The sequence below is a fragment of the Luteolibacter sp. genome, assembly GCF_039920825.1.
Taxonomy (GTDB): domain Bacteria; phylum Verrucomicrobiota; class Verrucomicrobiia; order Verrucomicrobiales; family Akkermansiaceae; genus Luteolibacter.
Genome location: NZ_JBDSCX010000015.1, coordinates 1 through 19,032, shown reverse-complemented (window position 1 = coordinate 19,032; position 19,032 = coordinate 1). Strand labels below are relative to the sequence as shown.

Sequence of the window (19,032 nt, the reverse complement as noted above, 5' to 3'; positions counted from 1 at the left end):
GTGAAGTCTCCTTCCGCAAGCTGCGGAGCTTCTCCCCGGCACCAAAAAGCCGGAGTTATCGGATCCATGTCGGTCAGCACGAGGTCCTTCCAGCATTGCCGGATTCTCCTGAATCCGCCGCGCCGGGCCGCCTGAAACACCAAGACCCCACTGACAACATGTCAAACGCAACACACGATTCCCGCAACTCGGGAGACAGCCGTCGCCGCCGCTCACGCGGAGGCTCCAACCGCAATCGCAACAACAACAACGAAGACCGTGGCAACAGCGGTGGTGATCGCGGCTCCCGCGATTCCCGCGGCAACGACCGTGGAAATGGCCGTCGCCAGGACAGCAACCGCACCGAGGAATTCCGCCCTCAGGCCCCGCGCCGCACCTACGCTCCTGCCAAGCTGACGCTCTGGCAGAAAATCATGAAGATGGTCGGCCTCTACAAGGAGCCCGCGCCGCCTTCCCGCTACGACCGCACGCCAGCACCGGCTGCCGCCAAGCCGAAGACCGATGGCAGGCCCGAGTCCACCCCGTTTCCAAGTGGTGAACGCGCGCCGAAATCGAACACCCGCAACGCCCGCTCCGGCGAAGGCGAGGCCCGTCCGCCGCGCGAACCCCGTGAGCCACGTCCACCTCGCGAACCGCGCCCCGAAGGCGAAGCTCGTCCGCCACGCAAGGAGCGCACTCCGCGCGACAACGACCGCCCGCGTGGTGGCGATCCGAAAAGCGTCGAGTCCACCCGCGTTTACGTTGGGAACCTGTCCTACGACGTCACCGAACAAGACCTCCAGGAGCTCTTCAAGGGCGTCGGCGCAGTTCGCAACATCGAAGTGGTTTACAACCGCAGCACCCACCGCTCCAAAGGCTACGGGTTCGTCGAAATGCTCCGCATGGACGAAGCCATCCGCGCCGTCGAGGTTCTCCACGACCAACCGTTCATGGGCCGCAAGATGACCGTCTCCGGAGCCAAATCCAAAGGCCAGGACGAGCGTGAAGACATGGAAGGCCGTGACGAGCGCGAGCCGACCCGCGTCGTCCTCGCTTCCACCGCCCCGGCGGTCGCCGCCGTCGTCGCCGAGCCGGTCATCGAAACCATCGTCGAAAAAGTCGAGGAAGCCGCTCCCGTGGTGGCCGAAACCACCACCGACCTCGAAGCCAAATACGGCTTCGACGAGCCGAAGGCGAAGACTGAAGAGGCGTAATCCGCTTTCTGCGAAATCCAATCAAACCAACCCTCGTCCGGCCCGCCGCGACGGGGGTTTTTTGTTTCAAAACGTGGTCATGGACTTCAGTCCGTTCTTCAAAAATCAAAGAACGGACTGAAGTCCATGACCACTTTGTCCGCTTCCAGTCTTGAGTTGATGAAAAACCACGCTACAAATGCATCAAATTTAAGACCAAAAAGATGAGAATCACCGTTGATATTGATGAAGCCAAGATGGGTTCGATCCTGAAGCTGACCCGGCAGAAGAAAAAGTCTCCCGCGCTCGCCATGGCTTTGGACGAGTTTCTTGAATTCAAGCGGCGGCAGGACTTCCTCGGAAAGGTCATTGCCGGGAAAACCAACTACGAGATGTCGAACGAGGAGATCGAAGCTCTCGCCCATCGGGAGCCATGACGGCCTTGATTGATACATCGGCGTGGATTGAGTTCCTCCGTCCGAAAGGCGATTCAGCCATCAAATCACGAGTGGCGGATCTGATCGGGCTAGGCTACGCGGCATACGCTTGCCCGGTCCGGTATGAATTGGTCCTCGGGGCGCGTCCGAGCGAATTGGATGATCTCCAACAGGCATTGGATTTTTCCAAACGCATCGTAGTTACGGCAGCACATTGGGACACCGCTGCGGAATTGGGTGCCGCGCTCCGGCTCAAAGGACTGAATTTTCCGGCCCTCGATCTGATCATCGCCATCGTTGCCTCCGCGGAAAAAATTCCGCTTCTCGCGCGTGACGCCCACTTTTTCTCGATCCGGGATCAGGTGCTTCCGGATTTGGAATTAGGATGACTCGCAAGGACGCTTGATAGATCGATCCCGCGCCGTTGTGTGCCCTATTTTGGGGCTTCTTTTTCAGCGGCCTGCGTTGGGAAGTCACAGCCGATCTATCAGATATGGAGGGTGGGACTTCGGCCCACCCGGGTAGCCCGTAGTGCTACCCTCCTCAGGCCTCCTTCACCTTCGCCGTCTTTTTCGCGGCGACCTTTTTCACGGGGCGGGGCGGGAAGTCGAAGCCGATCTTGCCGTCCTTGGGATCGAAGGTGAGGTGGGCGTCGAACTTGCGTTTGGTGCGGTTGGAGACGAAGCCTTTGAGGACGTCGGTCTTGCCGGTGGAGATGAGCTTGAGCATCTGGTCGCCGGGGATCTCGCACTGGAGGATGGACTTGCCGATGCGGATGCCGTGCGGGTCCTTCTTGGTGACGATCTCGGGGACGTGATAGGCTTTTTCGGTGGCGTAAACCTTGTAGGTTTTTCCTTCCTCGGTCTTCGCTTCGCCGATGATCTGCTCGTCCGTTAGTTCGGGCGGGCCGTCGCGGTCGTCGCCTTCGAAGACGAAGTTGATCTTGAACTTGGCGTCCATTTCGAGCGCGGCGTCGAACGGCTTGTTGAACTTCGAGCGGAAGCCGGTGAGCGGTCCGACGTGCTTGGTGGTGAAGAGCTGGATGGCCTCGTCCTCGGTGAGCAGGCGGCCGGCGATGTGTTTCTTCGCCTTGAATTTGCACTCCGGCTCGCGGCACTCGTAGGTGGCCTCGGTTTGCTTGAGATTCTTAGCGCCGCACATCGGGCAGGTGACCTTGAGGTCGGGGAAGACTTCGCTCTTCGCAAGGTCGGCGGCGGAGCGGGCCTTGGTGCAGATCTCGTTGGTGTAGGCGATGATCTCCTTCATGAAATCACTCCGCTTGAGGTGGCCTTGCTCCATCTGGCGGAGTTTGAATTCCCAGTCGCCCGTTAGTTTCGGCGAGTAGAGGCCTTCGATTTCCATTTCTCTAACGAGGGAAATCAGGCGCATGCCGCTGCCGGAAACGAACAGTTCGCGACCTTCGCGGGCGAGGTATTTCTGGGAGATGAGACCTTCGATCGTCGCCGCGCGGGTGGCGGGAGTGCCGAGGCCGCGCTCGGCCATGGCTTCGCGGAGTGCTTCGTCGTCGATGAGTTTGCCGGCACCTTCCATCGCTGATAGGAGCGTGGACTCGGTCATCCGGGCGGGTGGCTTGGTTTCCTCGGCGAGGACTTCCACAGGATCGGCGTGGGCGGTTTCACCGGCGCGGACGGGGACGAGTTCGTCCTTTCCGGCGGCGACACCGGGGCGGCGGCCATAGACTTCGAGCCAGCCGGGTTTCACCAGGATGCGGCCTTCGGTTTTGAAACAATCCTGTTCGATTCGGGTGAGGCGGGTCGTTTGCTCGAACTCGGCGGACGGATAGAAAACGGCGATGAAGCGCTTCACGATCATGTCGTAGAGCTTTTGTTCGGCCTCGCTGAGCTTGGCGAACTTGCCGGTAGGGATGATGGCAAAGTGATCCGAGACCTTCTTGCTGTCGAAAACGCGGCGCGATTTATGAAGGCGCGGGCCACCGTTAGGCTCGCCTTCACCACCGGCGAGGACGGCTTTGGCGTATTTCGCGACATCGAGATCGCTGTTGCCGACGTCCTGCATCGTCTCACGGACGTTGCCGGTATAATCCTCGGGCAGATACCGCGAATCGGTCCGCGGATAGGTGATCATCTTGTGCTTTTCGTAAAGCGCCTGGGCGATCTGGAGGGTGCCTTTCGCGGAAAACGGCGCTTCACGTTGCAACGTCGTGAGGTCGTAAAGCTGCGGAGAAATCTGCGAGTTCGCCTTCTTTTCCTCGGAAACCTTGCCGGTCTTGCCCTGGCATCGCGCTTGGATGGACTCGGCGGTGAGCTGGTCCCAGATGCGCTCCGGCTTCGAAAGCGGCGCGTTCTCATCCTTCTTCCAATTTTCGTCGATCCACTTGCCGAGGTATTCGCCAGCCTCGACGCCGAAGGTTCCGTGGACTTCGAAATACGGCGTCGGCTTGAAGGCTTGGATCTCAGCCTCGCGCTGGGCGAGGATGGCGAGGGTTGGCGTCTGGACGCGGCCAGCGGCGGTGATGTTGAATCCGCCGTGGCGGGAATTGAAACAGGTGAGGGCGCGGGTCGCGTTGAGGCCGACCAGCCAATCCGACTCGGAACGGCACTTCGCGGCATCGGCGAGCGGCTTCATTTGCTCGCCGGGACGGAGTTGTTTCCACGCTTCAAGGATCGAGTCGTTGGTCATCGACTGCATCCAGAGGCGCTTGACCGGCTTGTCGAGGCCGCCGATTTCCATGATGTAGCGGAAAATCAGCTCACCCTCGCGGCCGGCGTCGCAAGCATTGACGATGAGATCGACGTCCTTGCGCTTCGCCAGCTTGAGAACCTGCTTGAGGCGGGCCTCGGAATCCGGGATCGGGTCGAGGTCGAACTTGTCCGGGATGGCCGGAAGAACGCTGAAATTCCAGGGCAGCTTCTTGCCGTTCGGGCCCATCGGCATGCGAAGCTCGACCAAGTGACCGACGGCGGAAGTGATGACAGCGTTGTCGTTCTCGAAGAAAATATCGCGGCCGCTACCGTTTTTTTCGAACTTGCCGAGGACCTTGGTGAGGACCCGGCTGAGGTCGGTCATGACGCTCGGTTTTTCCGCGATGATGAGTGTTTTTCCCATGGTGAAAGAGGGCCGTTAAGTGGCTGTGGGCTGAGGGACTAGGCTCGGGATCGCGTATTTGGCAAGCCGATTGGTAAATTTTCCGGTAAGGAACGTATTCCGGCTGTTCTTGGCGGATCAGGTCACATTGCAAAAAACGCACCTGCCCGGAAATTTCCCGGCAGGTGCGTGGTGAGCTGATTCAGAGGAGGAAATCAGGCGAGTGCCATTTGATTGACCCCGCCCGTGGCGATTTTGGTCAATGCCTGATCGGCCTTGCCCTCTTCGTCGATGGTTTGGGTCAAAAGCTTGACAGCATCCGCGTAGCCGAGGCGTTGGGCGAAAGCACGCATCGTCCCGTAAGAGGCGATTTCGTAGTGCTCCACCTTCTGCGCGGCGGTGATGAGCGCTGCGTCGAGGGCGCTGGAATCCGCATATTCTTCGGCGAGTTCGTCAGCTTCCTTGAGCAGGCCTTCCATGGCGGGACACTTCTTGGCCCGTGTGGAGAGGCCGAGCCCCTTGAGAACGGTTTCAACACGGACGACGTGATTTTTGGTTTCCGCGAGGTGGCTGGTGAAGGCGTCGCTCAGTTTCTTGTCGCTGGCGGCCTTTGCCATTTTTGGCAGGGCTTTCACCAAGTGTTTTTCCGCCCAGAGGATGTCGCGGAGCTGGTCCACAAGAAGTTCGTGGAGTTCGGTGTCGGCCTTGGGTTGATCGGTGGTTTTCATGGCTGTGAAAATTCAGAGTTTGGAAATGGCGTCGCGGATGGCTTCCTTGGTCTCGCCGGTTTTTTTCTGAAGACGACCGAGGAGTTCGTCCTCCTTGCCTTCTTCGAAAAGGAGATCATCGTCCGTGAGGCCGGCGTATTTTTGCTTCAGCTTGCCCTTGGTTTCGTTCCAGGTGCCTTTGATTTCGAGCTTGGTCATGATCGTAGTGGGTTGTGTTAGGGTCGCCGTCGGAATTGACAGCGGACTAACCGGGCTATCGCAAGAACAGGGCCAAGGAATTTGTGATTTCACAAGTCTCTGAAAATCAAAATTTGAGGTTTTGATCCCAGTTCAATTCAGACCCTGAGCAGGGGGAGATCTCGCGCAGATTGCAGTCATTGCCGCATCTTTTCGTGCATTCTGGAACGTGTCCGGGCTGTCTCAGCCGGGAGCAAAGCCTCAGCAAGATCCGACTGAGACAGCCGGAACACATTTTCCGGACTTATTCATCGTCTCGCATACCGGAATCCCGGAAACGCCCTCACCAGCTTCCGCATTTCCAGTTTCATCAGGTTCGCGGTGACGACATGCGCGGGCAGGCCGGATCGCTCGATGATGAGATCCACCGGCGATTCATCTGCTGTCACGGCGGCGAAAACCGCGGCTTCCTCTTCCGGCAGCTCGGGTATTTCGGTCGCGGGTTCCGCGATGCTGGCCTTGCGGGCGAATGGCAGCTCGCCGAGGTCATCCAGAATGTGCGACGCATCGGCGACCAGTGTCGCCCCGTCGCGGATGAGCTGATTGCAACCGGCGGACGTCGGCTTATCGATCGGCCCGGGGACCGCGAAAATCGGCTTCCCATACTCGGACGCGAGATTTGCAGTAATCAAAGAACCGGACCAAGCTGGACACTCGACGACCAGCACCGCCCGCGCCCACGCGGCGACGATCCGATTGCGCATGGGAAACGTCTGCTTGTCCGGCGCGGTATTCAGCGAAAATTCCGAAACCACCGCGCCGAAGCCGCTGGCGATTTTTTCCGCGAGCGCGAGATTTTCCGGCGGATAGAGTTTCCCGAGACCGGAGCCGATCACCGCGATGGTGCGGCCGTTCGCTGCGACCGCCGCTTCGTGAGCCGCCGTATCGATGCCCCGGGCGAGGCCGGAAATGATGGTAAAACCGGATTGCGCGAGCTGATAGGAAAGCTTCTTCGTCGCCTGCTTGCCGTAAATCGTCGCCCGCCGCGAGCCCACGACACTGATCGCATGCTTGTCCCGCGCTTCCAATTTTCCCCACACGTAAAGCAGCAGCGGCGGATCGTAAGCCTCCCGAAGCGGGGAGGGGTAATCCTCGTCGTCCTGCGTGACGATGGAAATTCCGCGCTCCGTCGCCTCGCGGATCTCGGCGAGCGGATCCGCATGATCCTGCCAGCCGTGCAGGATTTTCGCCGTTTCCTCGCCGATGCCGTCCACCCGCATCAGCCGGTCCTTCGCCGCGCCGAGGATCGCTGCCGGGTTGTCGCCGAATGCTTCGAGCAGCCGCCGCACGCGCACCGGTCCGATTTTCGGCAGCAGATTCAGGGCAACGATTGCTTCTCTCGCGGTCATCTGCCGATAGACTGGCGGGAGATGGCGCGGACGTCAAAGCCGCTTTCCGATAGAAATTTCCCGCTATGATCCGGCTTGGGATAATCGTAACCCACTCCCGATGAAATCCATTTTCCTCCGCAGCCTGCTGATTCTGTCACTTGGCGTTCCGTGTGTCCTCGCCCTCGAACCCACTCCGCGCCCGAATCCCGCACGCATGGTCGGCGAGATCACCGCCTTCGCCAAGCAAGTGCCGGAAAAAGGCGGCATCGTTTTCACCGGCAGCTCCAGCATCCGGCTGTGGACGCATTTGAAAGAGGATTTCCCTGGCCTGCCCGTCGTCAACCGTGGCTTCGGCGGCAGCGTGGCCAATGATCTCGTCGTCTATTTCGAAACTCTCGTCACCCGGCACGAACCGAAAGTCCTCGTCACCTACACCGGCAGCAACGACATCGACGAGAAGCTCACCGTGGACGACGCTTTTTCCGACTACACGAAATTCCTCAACATGGCTCATGACCGGTTTCCCAAAATCCGTGTCATCCTCACCTCAGTGAAAGTCGCGCCCCGCCGGGCGATTGAAATCCCCCAGGTCAACGACCTCAACCGGCGCCTCGAAAGCTGGTGCAAGGACAAGGGCTGGCTGCGTTATGTCGATTCCACCAGCTACCTTGTCGATTCCCAGGACCAGCCGATCGCCTCGTATTTCCGCGACGACCATCTCCACCTCAACGACTCCGGCTACGCGAAATGGCAGTCCATTCTCGATCCGGTTCTCCGTGAGGAATGGGCGAAGGTGAATTGATTGGCCGGCCATTCTCACCCGAAATGGGGATCCCTGTTTTGGTGGGAATCTGAAACGCTCGGAGGCTGCCGTGGTTAAAGTCAGTCCTCCGCCGATGAAATTTCACGTTCCCAGATTCCTTTTCGTTTTTTTTCTGATCGCCGCGGCGTGGGTCATGCCCGGCATGGCCGCCGAGCTGCCCCGCGTCTGGACGGCCAGTGACGGACGCGTGTTGGTCGCCGAGTTCGTCAGCGCCGACACCACCGCCGTCACCGTCAAACGTGACAACGGAAAACCGGCCGTCATCCCGTTCTCAATGCTCAACTCCGAGGATCGGAAATATGCCGAAGAACGACAGTCCAAGTTGTCAGCCGAAAAGGAAGCCGCGGAAAAATCCGCCGCCGAGGAAGCCGAAGCCGCGAAAAAACCGCCGGGCTCCATCACCTACAAGCTCTCCGGCGGCTCCGACAAATGGCCGGAAGACCGCAAAAAACGCATCGTCTCCGCGATGGACGAGGGCGTCGCATTTTATAACAAAAACGGCCGGTTCAAAAAGGAACTCACCGCCAACAACAGCCCCGGCACGCCCACCGCGGACTCCAACATCGACGGCTGGATCAACTGGGGCGGCTCCATCAGCCGCCGCGTCGCCCTTCATGAAATCGCCCACACCCTCGGCATCGGCACCGGCGAGAACTGGGGGAAAAACATCAAGGACGGCCTCTGGACCGGCAAAAACGCACTCGAACAGCTCCGCGAATTCGACGGCAAGGACGCCGTCCTCCACGCCGACCGCCAGCACTTCTGGCCCTACGGCCTCAATCAGGATAGCGAGTCCAGCAAGGAAAACGACCTCCGCCACATCAAGATGGTCGAAGCCATCCGCAAGGACATGGGGATGAAATAGACCCTTGGAGTGCGGTGGGAAGCAATAGCGCCACACCGCTTTGGATGAACCGGCCGCCATCGTCTTCCTGCATCCGCCTCCCGAAGAATCAAAAGCGGTGTCGCCACTGCGCTCTGCCACCGCACTCCATAAGGCCCGCCCGCCTTGGACTGCGGAAGCCTGCTGCCGCTTTGAGGCCACGCAGCCTGCTGCCGCCTCCGCGTGGCCGTCACCCCAGATCATCTGAAATTCCTTAAACTGTCCGCCCGCACCGGATACCCCCACCGGGCAACCCGGTCCGACAGCAGGCTGTCCGGGCCAAAGCGGCAGCAGGCTGCACGCAGTCCACGGACTGCGTCCCAACCCCGTGTTTTTTCGCCGAGTTCATAGGGGGCATGGACGTCTCGTCCATGCAGGGGGAGAGACGACCCGCTCTGAGTCCATCCGCAGTGGATTGTACCTCCGGATCTCCGCAGGCTTGCACGGGCTAACTCCGGATCTCCGCAGGCTTGCACGGGCTAACCTGAATCGATATTGTTTTGCACTCCACCAACACGACATTCTGCAAAAATATGTCAGCCATACTGAGAGCATCAGGCACCCAATTTGACGTTGATGCGTTTTTAGCGGACTCATCGTTTCTCGCGATGAATGTCTATAGAAAGGGCGAACCATCTCTTCCTGTAAGCAAACCGGATGGTCGTAAAAATGCCCGATCTGGCATCAATGTAGAGGTCAGCGGAGCGGGCTTTGATGATATCGAGCTCCAGTTCAAGGAGGTCTTTTTCTTCATGCGAGATCATGCCAACGAGCTGTCACGGCTCCGTGATTTCGATGGGGTTGAGAATCTGTGCATTGATTTCGGTGCCGATATTTATCCTCCGGGCTACAGTTGTTTCCGGTTTCCCTTCGCCCTACTGGGGATGGCAGGAAAACTTAAGCTGGATCTTGAGCTATCTGTTTATCCGACAGATTCAGAAGACGAATCCATAGGCGACGATAGGAGATTGGAATTGGAAGAATTGTATGAAGAATATCTTGCGGATTCTGCGGCCGACGTAGAACAAGGAGTCGTCGTTCCTAGCCGCCCACTACCACCCTCTGCAAAATCAACGTCTTTCGTCCGCGGTTCGGAGGGATTATCATGACAGAGGGCCAGGCCCCTGGTCATAGTGGCAACGGCGGACAACGCTGCTAGTTCACTTCGTTCTGGACGCCACTTCACGCCGTGCCACACTTCAAATGTTCGCTGAGGAAAGTCTCAGCATTTCAGCGTAGGACTAAAACAGAATTCATTTCGGATGTCAAAGTGCTTTATTAGTTATTCACGGGAAAATACGCAGTGGGTTGATACACGATTGAGCAGAATTTTACGATCGCTCGATGTCGACTACTTCATCGACAGAAACGATATTCCGCCTGGAGTGAATCTTCCTGAAAGAATCAAAGAAGGAATTAGATCAAGCGACTGGTTCATCATGGTCGCGTCGCAAGACTCTGTAGGCTCAGAGTGGGTCAAAGCTGAAATCAATTTCGCGCACACCCTCGAGCACCTGCGGAATCGAATTCTGATGATAAAGATTGATGATTGCGATCCGACCATTGTTGTGAGCCGTCTGAATCAGCGACCGGTGTCTTACTTGGATTGTTCAGTGGACGCTACGGAAGCCATTTGCTCGTTGATTTCTCTTTTAAAAAGACCACTTCCACGGGTTCAAAAATGTGACGGTCGTTGGGACGGCCATATCTGCGTATGCACAGAAAAAGGCGATGCCGTAATCGACTATGGTGCTGTCCTAACTCTGAAAGCGACTGCTGACACTATACTAGGGGGATCTTTGGAATTGATTACTCCGAATGATGTAACCACTTTCAATGGGCGAACTATGCCTAAAAGCATGGAGTTTCGAGTCCATGGAGAGATGCGATTCGACCGGTTCTTGCATCTTCACTACTCAGCTGGCGAGGGGAGCAATATGCAGTTTGGATCTGCTATATTTCAGCTCGGTGAGATGCCTGAAGATGACGGGATAAGCGGCTTGTTTGTCGCGTATGGCACCTATATAAGAAGGATTATCCATGGTGTTGGCGAATTCAAACGAACCAATGACGACAACCCGCGAGGAGGGGCAGTGGGCTTCGAAGGCGCCCAGCGAACAGGACGCGGTTGATCAACCGCCTGCCCGCGAAGCGCCGGATCAGTAGGAGATTGCAGCGGACAGAAACCGCTCAAGCCAGAGCCAGCAGCGACTCGTCCCAGTCCTTCCACACGGGATCAAGATTCTGCCCGCGCAGCATCGCGGCGACTTCGGCGGGGCTGCGGTGGTCGGTGATCTGGAATTGCTCGGTGGCTTTCTCACAGCCGGATTTTTCCTGGAGTTCCACGCGGCGGCCTTTGACGGTGAGGTGGAGATCGTCGCCGCCCGCGCCGGTGTAGCCGCCGGGTTCGGTCTTGGCTCCTGCGGACATGTGGGTCACGCCGAGCGTGGCGATGGCATCGCGCAGCGCCGCGGGCTCGCGGGTGGAAACGACGATGCCGACTTGGGGAAACAGCAGGCGGAAAACGGCGATCAACCGGACGAACGCCTTGTCCGGCAGATAGAGATCCGGGTCCGGCTGGTATTCGTAATTTCCCGCGTAGGGCCGCATCCGCGGAAAGGCGACGGTGAACTGCGCCTTCCAGCAGTGTTTGTATAAATACTCAAGATGGGCACACAGCGCAAGCGCCTCGTACTGCCAGTTCGCCAGCCCGAACAACGCGCCGATCCCGATCCGACGGAAGCCACCGGCGTAAGCGCGCTCCGGGCAATCCAACCGCCAGTCGAAATTCTTCTTCGGCCCCGCCGTGTGGAGCTGCTGATAGGTCTCGCGGTGATACGTTTCCTGATAGACGACCAGTCCTTCCGCGCCGTGACCGACGATCTCCGCGTATTGGTCGTCCTCCATCGGCCCGACTTCAAGAGCGAGCGTGGGGATGAATGGCTTGAGCGCGTCGAGGCATTCCTGGAGATAGCCGTCGGAGACAAACTTCGGATGCTCTCCGGCGACGAGCAGGACATTTCGAAAGCCGAGTCCGTGCAGATAGTTCGCCTCGGTCACGACTTGATCCACCGTGAGCGTCGTCCGGAAAATCGCCGCATCGCGCGAGAAGCCGCAGTATTTGCAATTATTCACGCACTCGTTGGACACGTAGAGCGGCGCGAAAAGCCGCATCGTCTTGCCGAAATGGCGTCGCGTCACTTGCTGGCTTTGCCGGGCCAACGCTTCGAGCGGCCCGCCCGTTTCCTCGGAAACAAGCTGGAGAAAGCGCCTCATCAACGGAGTCGGGCGCTTCAAAAGTTCAGGAAAAACATCCGCAAAAGCCATGGCGGGCGGAATGTGCTGCTTCCCGGGCCGGACGTCAAAGGTGGTTTGCCTAAAGGAAGAGGGTAACCACGAAAATCACGAAGAGGCACGAAAGACCTTTATGGAATGGGTTGTTCCTACTCATTGATATTTCGTGCCTCTTCGTGCCTTTCGTGGTTCTCTTTCGGAATCCAGGCGGAAACGCGGCGGTCGGCGGGCATCCGCCTCAAACCTGCCGGCAGAGGACGAACGGCGAAACGACCAGCGCCTCGAATTCCTTCGCCATGTCGGTCCATTGCGCCGCGTGGATCTCCTCGATCTTGACGAGGTCTCCCGATTTCAACCACGCCTTCACCTGCTCCGCGTTGTTTTCGGAAATTGCCGCGCCGACGACCTCCAGCTTCAGCGACGGATCGACGAAATACAGGCTGCCGGTGGTCTGGTGCGGCGCGAGGTAGCTCCACGGCACGGTGCCGGTGTAGTTGGCCAGCTTGTCCAAGGTGCCGCCGGGTTCGGGAGTGGTGGAGTCGGGTAAAATCACGCGGGAGAAATACGCCGGACCGAGCCGAGGCACCAAGCGGGAAATGTCCGGCGCGCAATCACTCAAATAAGAACAATCGAACCACGGATGGACACTGATTCACACGGATAAGAGGATTTATTGAGCTGAAAACGGGTAAGTCATCAGTCCTTCCATTCCGAAATCTGTGTTTATCCGTGTCCATCTGTGGTTCAAAAATCCAAATGAAAATGGCCCTAGGTTCTAACGGCCATCACCGCGTCGCGATGTCGGTGGCGGCGATGTGGGCGGTGGTCCAGGCGGCTTGGAAATTGAAACCACCGGTGATGCCGTCGATGTCGATGCACTCGCCGACGAAATAAAGCCCGGGAACATTGCGGCTTTGCATCGTCCGGAAGTCGATGGTTTTCCGTTCGATGCCGCCGCAGGTGACGAACTCGTCCTTGTTGGTCGTCTTGCCCTGGGCCTCGAAGCGTGCGGATTTCAATCCGTCTAGCAGGTTTTTGGCGGCGGCTTTCGGCAGTTGTCCCCAAGTCGTTTGATCCTCGATGCCGCTACAGGCGACGATGCGTTCCCACAGCCGCCGCGGCAGGGGTGGGATCGGGCTGTTGCGGACGAGCTTGGCACCATGGGTCCGGCGGTTGTCGTCGAACTGCGCCTGGATCGCGTCCGGTTTCATTTCCGGCAGCCAATCGATGATGAAAGGGAAATGGTGGTTTGTTTCCGCCAGTTCCCGCGCTTCCCAAGCGGATAGACGCAACACTGCCGGTCCGCTGAAGCCCCGATGGGTGATGAGCAGCGGCCCTTGGCGCGCGGTGCTCGTTCCTTCGCGGCGGATCGAAACATGTGGATGGGAAACGCCCGCCAGGTCGCTGATGCGGCGGTCGCTGACATTGAAGGCGAAGAGCGAAGGCACGAGTGGTTGCAGCGTTTGCTCCAGTGCCTTCAGATGTTGGAGCAGCGAACTGCCTTTCAGCGAACCGGTGGCGATGCAGACGGTGCGGGCAACTACTGGTGTTTCCAGATTTTCAAATTGCAGGGAAAATGTTCCGTCGTCGAGAAGAGTGATTCCTGTCAGCGGACGGTTCTGATAGAGCGTGATCCCGGATTTGCGCGCCCGTTCCAGGAAGCAATCGATCACGGTTTCCGAGCGGTCGGTGACGGGAAACATCCGTCCGTCAGGCTCGGTCTTGAGTTCCACACCTTGGTGCCTGAACCACTCGACGGTGTCCGACGGCTGCCAGCGGTGGAATGCGGCGCGCAACTCGCGGGAGCCGCGCGGATAGTTTTTCGACATCTCGCCGGGATCGAAGCAGGCGTGGGTGACGTTGCAGCGGCCGCCGCCGGAGATCCTGACTTTCTGGAGGAAATGACTGCCTTTTTCGAAGATCGCCACGCTCTTGCCCGGAGCGAGTTCCGCGTATTGAAGCGCCGTGAAAAAACCCGAAGCCCCGCCGCCGATGACGGCAAGATCGAGCACGGGATGCGATGCCATGGTCAGTCGTTAGAATTAAGAGTCATTCAACCGCAGATGAACAGGATGAACACAGATGAAGAACACAGATGGGAAATCGGAATTCGGAGGATTTGATCCCTTTCTTGTCTGCGTATATCCTGTTCATCCGCGGTTTGATTTTAACGACAGCCTCTTAAAGCCGGTTCAGCAGATCGGTCTTCTTCGCGGCGAACTCTTCGGGTGTTAGGATGCCGGAGTCGCGGAGTTGGCCGAGTTTTTCCAAAAGCGACATGAGGTCGGACGATCCCTGGTTCGGTGCTTGGTGATTGGAAGGCGGTGGCGGTTGGAACGCTGGCGCGGGAGGCGCGGCGAAGTTCGTATTGTTCGCCGGTTGGAGCCCCGGGCCGTTCACCAATGGCAGGCTGAGGGTGGAAACGGTGCCGTATTGACTGGTGAACGTGAGCGACGTGTTGCCGCCCTGTTGTTGGCTCACGCCGCCGATGCGGTGGTCCAAGGTATCGAAGACGGTGACTTGTCCATCCCGCTGCACCACCAGTCGGCGGGCTTGTGGAAAGAAGGCATAGCGGATGTTGTTTTGTGATCCGCTGCTGGATGGCGAACCCAGGTCGCCGGGCCACCAGTTTCCGCTGCCACCACCACCCTGCGGTGCGGGCGGAAACATCTGGTTGTTCGCGAGCGCGCTGGAGAGTTCGCTGCAGAGATTGTTCACGGTGTTTTTCAGGCCGTGGTTGAACATGTCGCCGACCATGGTCATGCCGCCGCGCATCCATTGGCCGCTGCCGAGTTCCGGGCAACTGAACTGCGCCATGGAGCCGTTGCCGTTGTTGACGGAAACGAGCATGCTGACCGCCGAGTTGTAGCTCAGATTGTAACGACGGGAAATGTCGTTGATGATGTTTTGTCCCGCAGGAGTGAGTTGTTGCATGATGAGGGGAAGGTTGTGCCTGAGATATTCCCAAGCCGCGCCGGCAGTTGGGAGGGAACGCATTACACGTCGGCGATCCTGAAACAACATATTTCACGGGATGCGGAGCCGCATAGAATTGAAATCTTTGATAATCAGCGCGAACGGCGGCGGAATTTTTACAGGTTTGCGAGGTCACACGAATCTCTCACGACACTCCGGCCGGTGGATTTTTGGCTATGGCGATTCGGATTGGTCGGCGAGAATGGCCTCAAGCTCCGCGATGCGGTGGGCCAACGCGCGGCGCTGCATGGCATAGAGCAGCAGTCCTGCGAGGAACAACAGGGATCCAAAACTGACTGTCGCATAAACGATGGTGTAATAGCCCTGCCCCGTCATTCTCCACCAGGTAACCAATGAAGTAAGCGACCCCAGTTTGCCGAGGGTCGAAATCACAGTTCCCACGATCATCATCCATGTCGCCGCCGACCGCTCGCGCAGTAACAGAACACACGCGGCGATCTGTATCGCCATGGACAGCAGTCCCACAACCGAAGAGAGGCTCAAATAGGCGGACGATGGCATGGCGGTGGTTTTGTTTTTGATTGGACGACGGACAAATCCCTGCGGGGTGGTATCCGTCACCCGAGCCGTTTCATCACTGCGGCGGAAAGCAATTTTCCATCCGCGCGGCCTTCCGCGAGTTCCTGGGCGCGCTTCATCACCTTGCCCATGTCCGCCTTGCCGGAGGCTCCGGTATCGGTCACGGCCTGCTCGATGATGACCAGCAGCTCGGCTTCTGTTAGCGCGGCGGGAAGGTAGCGGGAAAGGATTTCGATCTCCGTCTTCTCGGTCGCGGCGAGTTCCGGCCGGCCGGCTTTTTCGAACTGCTCGCAGGAATCGACGCGCTGCTTGATTTGTTTCCGCACCACCGCCAGCACTTCGGATTCCTCAAGCTCGGTGCCGAGTCCGCCTTTCTCGATGGCGGCATTCGTGAGGGCGCTCTTCAGCGCGCGCAGGGCGTTGAGTGCGGTTGTGTCTTTGGCCCGCATGGCGTTCTTGATGTCTTCCGGAAGTTGGGTGGCGGTGTTGCTCATGACCCTGTCCTATCACGGCCCTCGTTTCCGCCAAGCAAAACTGCCGATAAGACCCTTCTCACAGGCCATCTCCGTCCACGACCTCTTGTTTGCGAAAAAGACCCGTAAACAGCTTTGACGTCCCGCCGCGATCCTGATAGAGAATCGCGGATGCCCGACTTGCAGCAATCCCCACAACACCCGTCACCGCTTGATCGCTACACGCCGCGCACCGTCGAGGTTCCGGAATCGGAACACCCCGTCGTCAAGGCGGTCATGGAGGGCAAGCGCTACGTCATCTATCCTTATGTCGCGTCGATGTTGGTCCTGACCTTCCGCCGCAGCATGGGTTCCGTCCGGGTCATCGAAACCGGTGACTGGCCGATGGGGCCCTTGTTCGGCGCGACGGTGATCCCGACGTTTTTCGGCTGGTGGGGATTTCCCTGGGGACTCATCTGGTCACCGATGGTATTGGCAAACCTTTGGCGTGGTGGTCGCGACGCCACTAAGGACATCCTCGCCGACGTCGTGGGATTGCCCGAGGCGAAGCGCATCCTGTCCATCGCCCCCAAGCCGAAACCACCGGCGACGATCTGGCTGTCACGGCTGGTGATCCTCGTGCCCGTGCTGCTTTTCGGGACCTTGCTCGTTGCCATCGTCACTCCGTGAAATTTTCGGAAATCGACAAAACGCTGTCCTGTTTGCGGACGGTCGTTCGTCGTGCTATTGAAACAACCACCCTGTTTGTTTGAATAACCTCTGAAAAAATCAAAAGCCATGAGCACACAAACCATGAACGATACCCTCCCTGCCGCCACGAATTCCAAAGTCGATCCCGTGCCGAACGGGATGCACACCGTGACACCGCATCTCGTTTGCGCGGGAGCGGCGGATGCCATTGAATTTTACAAGAAAGCCTTCGGTGCGGTGGAATACTGCCGGATCCCGACGCCGGACGGAAAGATCATGCACGCCGCGGTGGGCATCGGCGATTCGATGGTCATGCTGGTGGACGAAATGCCGGATTGGAATTGTCTTGGACCAAACGCCCGTGGCGGCACGTCGGTCACCATCCATCTCCAGGTAGCTGATTCGGATGCCGTTTTCGCCCAGGCCGTCAAGGCGGGAGCGACGGTGAAGATGCCGCTCGACGATATGTTCTGGGGCGATCGTTACGGGATTGTGACGGATCCCTTCGGCCACGCATGGTCGATCGCCACGCATGTCCGTGATGTCTCTCCGGAGGAAATGCAGAAGGCGTCGCAGGAAATGTGCTGCGGCGGAAACAAGGAATGAGTTTTTTCTAACATACAATTCCGTGATGATAGCGAAGCAGAAAATCACGCCCTGCCTGTGGTTCGACGGGCAGGCGGAACAAGCGGCGGAGTTCTACATCTCTATTTTCAAGAACTCGAAAATCACCGATGTCAGCCGCTACACCGAGGTCGGACAGGAAATCCACGGCGGCGAACCTGGATCGGCGATGGTGGTGGCCTTCGAACTCAACGGCCAGGCCTTCACCGGGCTGAATGGCGGGCCGACGTTCAAATTCAGCGAGGCGATTTCCTTCCAGATCGATTGCGAAACGCAGGAGGAGGTGGACCATTTCTGGAACCATCTATCCGAAGGCGGGCCGGTCGAGGCGCAGCAATGCGGCTGGGTGAAGGACAATTTCGGTGTGTCGTGGCAGGTCGTTCCTTCCATCTTGCCCGAACTTCTCGGCGATCCTGATCGGGAGAAGGCCGGTCGCGCAATGGGCGCGATGTTGCAGATGAAGAAGCTGGACATCGCAGCCTTGAAACGCGCGCATGCCGGAGACTGATAGAAAATTCAAATCCACAGAATTATGAACGCCATCGAAACAGGACTCCCCCGGATCGTCTCGCGGGAAGAGTGGCAGCGGGAAAGCGATGCTTTGCTCGTGAAGGAAAAAGCGGCTACCCGGGCGCGCGATGCGTTGGCCGCCGAACGACGGCGGCTGCCGATGGTGGAAATCGGGAAGGACTATGTGTTTGAAGGACCGCAGGGCAAGGTCCGGCTGCTGGATCTTTTCGAAGGCCGTCGCCAACTCCTTCTTTATCATTTCATGTACGCGCCGACAGTTGGTGGCTGGCCGACGGCGGCCTGTCCGGGATGCACGATGTTCATCGATAACCTCGGCCATCCGTCTCACCTCCATGCCCGCGATGTTTCCTTCGCAGCGGTTTCCATCGCACAGTTGGAAAACATCCAAGCTTACAAGAAGAGGATGGGCTGGGAGATCCCGTGGGTTTCCTCCGCGGGAACGGATTTCAACTACGATTTTGAAATGACAACGGCCGAGGAGGAGGAACACGGGCTGAGTGTGTTCATGCGAGATGGTGATAAAATCTATCGAACCTATTTCACCACGGGCCGCGGATTGGAAGCCCTCGGAAGCAATTGGACATTTCTGGATCTCACGCCATTCGGACGGCAGGAGGAATGGGAGGATTCGCCGCCGGGCCGGCCGCAGTCAGCGCCTTACCAATGGTGGCGAAGGCATGATGAGTACTAGACAGCGGCACCAAGAATGTGTCCCGGCTGTCCCAGCCGGGTTCCGGGCCTTCGCTTCCGGCTAAGACAGCCGGAGCACATTGGCCTAACCATTCAGCTTCTCCAAAGCCTTGGCGAGGAAGATGCCGTCCTTGCGGATGAGCTTGCCGTCGAACCAGATCTCGCCGCCGCCGTAGCCCTTGCGCTGGATGTTGACCATGTCCCAGTGGACTTGTGCGCGGTTGCCGTTGTCCGCCTCGCCCTCGTAGGCTTGACCGGGGGTGAAGTGGAACGACCCGGCGATTTTCTCGTCGAAAAGGATGTCACGCATCGGTTCGCGGATCACCGGGTTGAAGCCGAGCGCGAACTCGCCGATGTAGCGCGCGCCCTCGTCGCTATCCAGGATCTTGTTGAGCGCGGCGGTCTTGGAACCGGCGTCCGCCTTGACGATTTTTCCGCTCTCGAATTCCAGCCGGATCGAGTCGAACGGGATGCCTTGATAGATGGTGGGCGCGTTGTAGGAAATGAAGCCCTCCACCGAGTTCTTCACCGGCGCGG

At 58.5% G+C, this 19,032-nt stretch carries 22 protein-coding genes; 11 read left to right on the top strand and 11 right to left on the bottom strand.

All coding sequences use genetic code 11. The features are described 5' to 3' along the window. Positions 1-158 precede the first annotated feature (158 nt). From ABIQ96_RS03715 to ABIQ96_RS03705, 3 genes are all read left to right on the top strand, one after another. Positions 159-1,193 carry an RNA-binding protein gene (locus ABIQ96_RS03715; protein ID WP_348213203.1) on the top strand — a complete coding sequence of 345 codons (1,035 nt, stop codon included), beginning with the start codon at positions 159-161 and terminating at the stop codon, positions 1,191-1,193. A gap of 203 nt (positions 1,194-1,396) precedes the next feature. Beyond that, complete coding sequence (locus tag ABIQ96_RS03710; RefSeq protein WP_348213202.1) at positions 1,397-1,609, top strand: hypothetical protein; 213 nt, start codon at positions 1,397-1,399, stop codon at positions 1,607-1,609. Continuing rightward, the gene (locus ABIQ96_RS03705; protein ID WP_348213201.1) at positions 1,606-1,998 is read left to right on the top strand and encodes a PIN domain-containing protein; all 393 of its coding nucleotides are present in this window, start codon (positions 1,606-1,608) and stop codon (positions 1,996-1,998) included. The genes ABIQ96_RS03710 and ABIQ96_RS03705 overlap by 4 nt, the downstream gene beginning before the upstream one ends. Before the next feature lie 154 nt (positions 1,999-2,152). Here the strand turns inward: ABIQ96_RS03705 and ABIQ96_RS03700 are convergent, their stop codons facing one another. From ABIQ96_RS03700 to dprA, 4 genes are all read right to left on the bottom strand, one after another. Further along, positions 2,153-4,696, bottom strand: a complete 2,544-nt coding sequence (locus ABIQ96_RS03700) for a DNA topoisomerase (RefSeq protein ID WP_348213200.1) — start codon at positions 4,694-4,696, stop codon at positions 2,153-2,155. 194 nt (positions 4,697-4,890) lie between these two features. Beyond that, entirely contained in the window at positions 4,891-5,403 is a 513-nt protein-coding gene (locus tag ABIQ96_RS03695; RefSeq protein ID WP_348213199.1) for a ferritin-like domain-containing protein, read from the bottom strand. A gap of 12 nt (positions 5,404-5,415) precedes the next feature. Continuing rightward, on the bottom strand, positions 5,416-5,601 hold the full coding sequence (locus tag ABIQ96_RS03690; protein WP_348213198.1) for a CsbD family protein: 186 nt from the start codon (positions 5,599-5,601) through the stop codon (positions 5,416-5,418). Between the two features lie 287 nt (positions 5,602-5,888). After that, entirely contained in the window at positions 5,889-6,989 is a 1,101-nt protein-coding gene (gene dprA / locus ABIQ96_RS03685) for a DNA-processing protein DprA (RefSeq protein ID WP_348213197.1), read from the bottom strand. A 100-nt stretch (positions 6,990-7,089) separates the two neighbouring features. On the opposite strand from dprA, the gene ABIQ96_RS03680 reads away from it, so the two are divergent. The 4 genes from ABIQ96_RS03680 to ABIQ96_RS03665 all read left to right on the top strand — a co-directional run bounded on the left by ABIQ96_RS03680 (position 7,090) and on the right by ABIQ96_RS03665 (position 10,809). Continuing rightward, the gene (locus ABIQ96_RS03680; protein ID WP_348213196.1) at positions 7,090-7,773 is read left to right on the top strand and encodes a GDSL-type esterase/lipase family protein; all 684 of its coding nucleotides are present in this window, start codon (positions 7,090-7,092) and stop codon (positions 7,771-7,773) included. Between the two features lie 94 nt (positions 7,774-7,867). Further along, complete coding sequence (locus ABIQ96_RS03675; RefSeq protein ID WP_348213195.1) at positions 7,868-8,659, top strand: hypothetical protein; 792 nt, start codon at positions 7,868-7,870, stop codon at positions 8,657-8,659. 551 nt (positions 8,660-9,210) lie between these two features. Then, positions 9,211-9,786, top strand: coding sequence for a hypothetical protein (locus tag ABIQ96_RS03670; protein WP_348213194.1), 576 nt, complete (start codon positions 9,211-9,213; stop codon positions 9,784-9,786). A gap of 153 nt (positions 9,787-9,939) precedes the next feature. Continuing rightward, positions 9,940-10,809 (top strand): toll/interleukin-1 receptor domain-containing protein, encoded by an 870-nt coding sequence (locus ABIQ96_RS03665; RefSeq protein WP_348213193.1) that lies wholly within the window; start codon positions 9,940-9,942, stop codon positions 10,807-10,809. Between the two features lie 58 nt (positions 10,810-10,867). On the opposite strand, the gene thiH is transcribed toward ABIQ96_RS03665, so the two are convergent. The 6 genes from thiH to ABIQ96_RS03635 form a co-directional block, all read right to left on the bottom strand. Next, on the bottom strand, positions 10,868-12,004 hold the full coding sequence (gene thiH / locus ABIQ96_RS03660; RefSeq protein WP_348213192.1) for a 2-iminoacetate synthase ThiH: 1,137 nt from the start codon (positions 12,002-12,004) through the stop codon (positions 10,868-10,870). A 205-nt stretch (positions 12,005-12,209) separates the two neighbouring features. Next, positions 12,210-12,524 carry a DUF2288 family protein gene (locus ABIQ96_RS03655; RefSeq protein WP_348213191.1) on the bottom strand — a complete coding sequence of 105 codons (315 nt, stop codon included), beginning with the start codon at positions 12,522-12,524 and terminating at the stop codon, positions 12,210-12,212. Positions 12,525-12,756: 232 nt separating this feature from the next. Then, entirely contained in the window at positions 12,757-13,998 is a 1,242-nt protein-coding gene (locus tag ABIQ96_RS03650) for an NAD(P)/FAD-dependent oxidoreductase (RefSeq protein ID WP_348213190.1), read from the bottom strand. A gap of 154 nt (positions 13,999-14,152) precedes the next feature. After that, on the bottom strand, positions 14,153-14,905 hold the full coding sequence (locus ABIQ96_RS03645; RefSeq protein ID WP_348213212.1) for an SHOCT domain-containing protein: 753 nt from the start codon (positions 14,903-14,905) through the stop codon (positions 14,153-14,155). A gap of 216 nt (positions 14,906-15,121) precedes the next feature. Further along, a complete protein-coding gene (locus ABIQ96_RS03640; protein ID WP_348213189.1) occupies positions 15,122-15,469 on the bottom strand; it encodes a hypothetical protein in 348 nt (115 codons plus the stop codon). A gap of 56 nt (positions 15,470-15,525) precedes the next feature. After that, positions 15,526-15,981, bottom strand: a complete 456-nt coding sequence (locus ABIQ96_RS03635) for a GatB/YqeY domain-containing protein (protein ID WP_348213188.1) — start codon at positions 15,979-15,981, stop codon at positions 15,526-15,528. Positions 15,982-16,131: 150 nt separating this feature from the next. Here ABIQ96_RS03635 and ABIQ96_RS03630 point away from each other — a divergent pair, with 150 nt between their 5' ends. From ABIQ96_RS03630 to ABIQ96_RS03615, 4 genes are all read left to right on the top strand, one after another. Next, a complete protein-coding gene (locus ABIQ96_RS03630; RefSeq protein ID WP_348213187.1) occupies positions 16,132-16,629 on the top strand; it encodes a hypothetical protein in 498 nt (165 codons plus the stop codon). Positions 16,630-16,737: 108 nt separating this feature from the next. Further along, on the top strand, positions 16,738-17,256 hold the full coding sequence (locus ABIQ96_RS03625) for a VOC family protein (protein WP_348213186.1): 519 nt from the start codon (positions 16,738-16,740) through the stop codon (positions 17,254-17,256). Positions 17,257-17,281: 25 nt separating this feature from the next. After that, positions 17,282-17,782, top strand: a complete 501-nt coding sequence (locus tag ABIQ96_RS03620) for a VOC family protein (protein WP_348213185.1) — start codon at positions 17,282-17,284, stop codon at positions 17,780-17,782. 24 nt (positions 17,783-17,806) lie between these two features. After that, on the top strand, positions 17,807-18,496 hold the full coding sequence (locus ABIQ96_RS03615; protein ID WP_348213184.1) for a DUF899 domain-containing protein: 690 nt from the start codon (positions 17,807-17,809) through the stop codon (positions 18,494-18,496). 84 nt (positions 18,497-18,580) lie between these two features. Here the strand turns inward: ABIQ96_RS03615 and ABIQ96_RS03610 are convergent. Beyond that, positions 18,581-19,032 (bottom strand): aminopeptidase (locus tag ABIQ96_RS03610; protein WP_348213183.1); only part of this gene is annotated, 452 nt, incomplete at its 5' end.

What these genes read in the sequence shown, in the direction of transcription:
- ABIQ96_RS03645 (WP_348213212.1), bottom strand. Translation starts at nt 14,905, where the DNA reads ATGCAACAACTCACTCCTGCGGGACAAAACATCATCAACGACATTTCC.
- ABIQ96_RS03650 (WP_348213190.1), bottom strand. Translation starts at nt 13,998, where the DNA reads ATGGCATCGCATCCCGTGCTCGATCTTGCCGTCATCGGCGGCGGGGCT.
- ABIQ96_RS03680 (WP_348213196.1), top strand. Translation starts at nt 7,090, where the DNA reads ATGAAATCCATTTTCCTCCGCAGCCTGCTGATTCTGTCACTTGGCGTT.
- ABIQ96_RS03715 (WP_348213203.1), top strand. Translation starts at nt 159, where the DNA reads ATGTCAAACGCAACACACGATTCCCGCAACTCGGGAGACAGCCGTCGC.
- ABIQ96_RS03675 (WP_348213195.1), top strand. Translation starts at nt 7,868, where the DNA reads ATGAAATTTCACGTTCCCAGATTCCTTTTCGTTTTTTTTCTGATCGCC.
- ABIQ96_RS03670 (WP_348213194.1), top strand. Translation starts at nt 9,211, where the DNA reads ATGTCAGCCATACTGAGAGCATCAGGCACCCAATTTGACGTTGATGCG.
- dprA (WP_348213197.1), bottom strand. Translation starts at nt 6,989, where the DNA reads ATGACCGCGAGAGAAGCAATCGTTGCCCTGAATCTGCTGCCGAAAATC.
- ABIQ96_RS03665 (WP_348213193.1), top strand. Translation starts at nt 9,940, where the DNA reads ATGTCAAAGTGCTTTATTAGTTATTCACGGGAAAATACGCAGTGGGTT.
- ABIQ96_RS03710 (WP_348213202.1), top strand. Translation starts at nt 1,397, where the DNA reads ATGAGAATCACCGTTGATATTGATGAAGCCAAGATGGGTTCGATCCTG.
- ABIQ96_RS03620 (WP_348213185.1), top strand. Translation starts at nt 17,282, where the DNA reads ATGATAGCGAAGCAGAAAATCACGCCCTGCCTGTGGTTCGACGGGCAG.
- thiH (WP_348213192.1), bottom strand. Translation starts at nt 12,004, where the DNA reads ATGGCTTTTGCGGATGTTTTTCCTGAACTTTTGAAGCGCCCGACTCCG.
- ABIQ96_RS03625 (WP_348213186.1), top strand. Translation starts at nt 16,738, where the DNA reads ATGAGCACACAAACCATGAACGATACCCTCCCTGCCGCCACGAATTCC.
- ABIQ96_RS03640 (WP_348213189.1), bottom strand. Translation starts at nt 15,469, where the DNA reads ATGCCATCGTCCGCCTATTTGAGCCTCTCTTCGGTTGTGGGACTGCTG.
- ABIQ96_RS03695 (WP_348213199.1), bottom strand. Translation starts at nt 5,403, where the DNA reads ATGAAAACCACCGATCAACCCAAGGCCGACACCGAACTCCACGAACTT.
- ABIQ96_RS03630 (WP_348213187.1), top strand. Translation starts at nt 16,132, where the DNA reads ATGCCCGACTTGCAGCAATCCCCACAACACCCGTCACCGCTTGATCGC.
- ABIQ96_RS03690 (WP_348213198.1), bottom strand. Translation starts at nt 5,601, where the DNA reads ATGACCAAGCTCGAAATCAAAGGCACCTGGAACGAAACCAAGGGCAAG.
- ABIQ96_RS03635 (WP_348213188.1), bottom strand. Translation starts at nt 15,981, where the DNA reads ATGAGCAACACCGCCACCCAACTTCCGGAAGACATCAAGAACGCCATG.
- ABIQ96_RS03615 (WP_348213184.1), top strand. Translation starts at nt 17,807, where the DNA reads ATGAACGCCATCGAAACAGGACTCCCCCGGATCGTCTCGCGGGAAGAG.
- ABIQ96_RS03700 (WP_348213200.1), bottom strand. Translation starts at nt 4,696, where the DNA reads ATGGGAAAAACACTCATCATCGCGGAAAAACCGAGCGTCATGACCGAC.
- ABIQ96_RS03705 (WP_348213201.1), top strand. Translation starts at nt 1,606, where the DNA reads ATGACGGCCTTGATTGATACATCGGCGTGGATTGAGTTCCTCCGTCCG.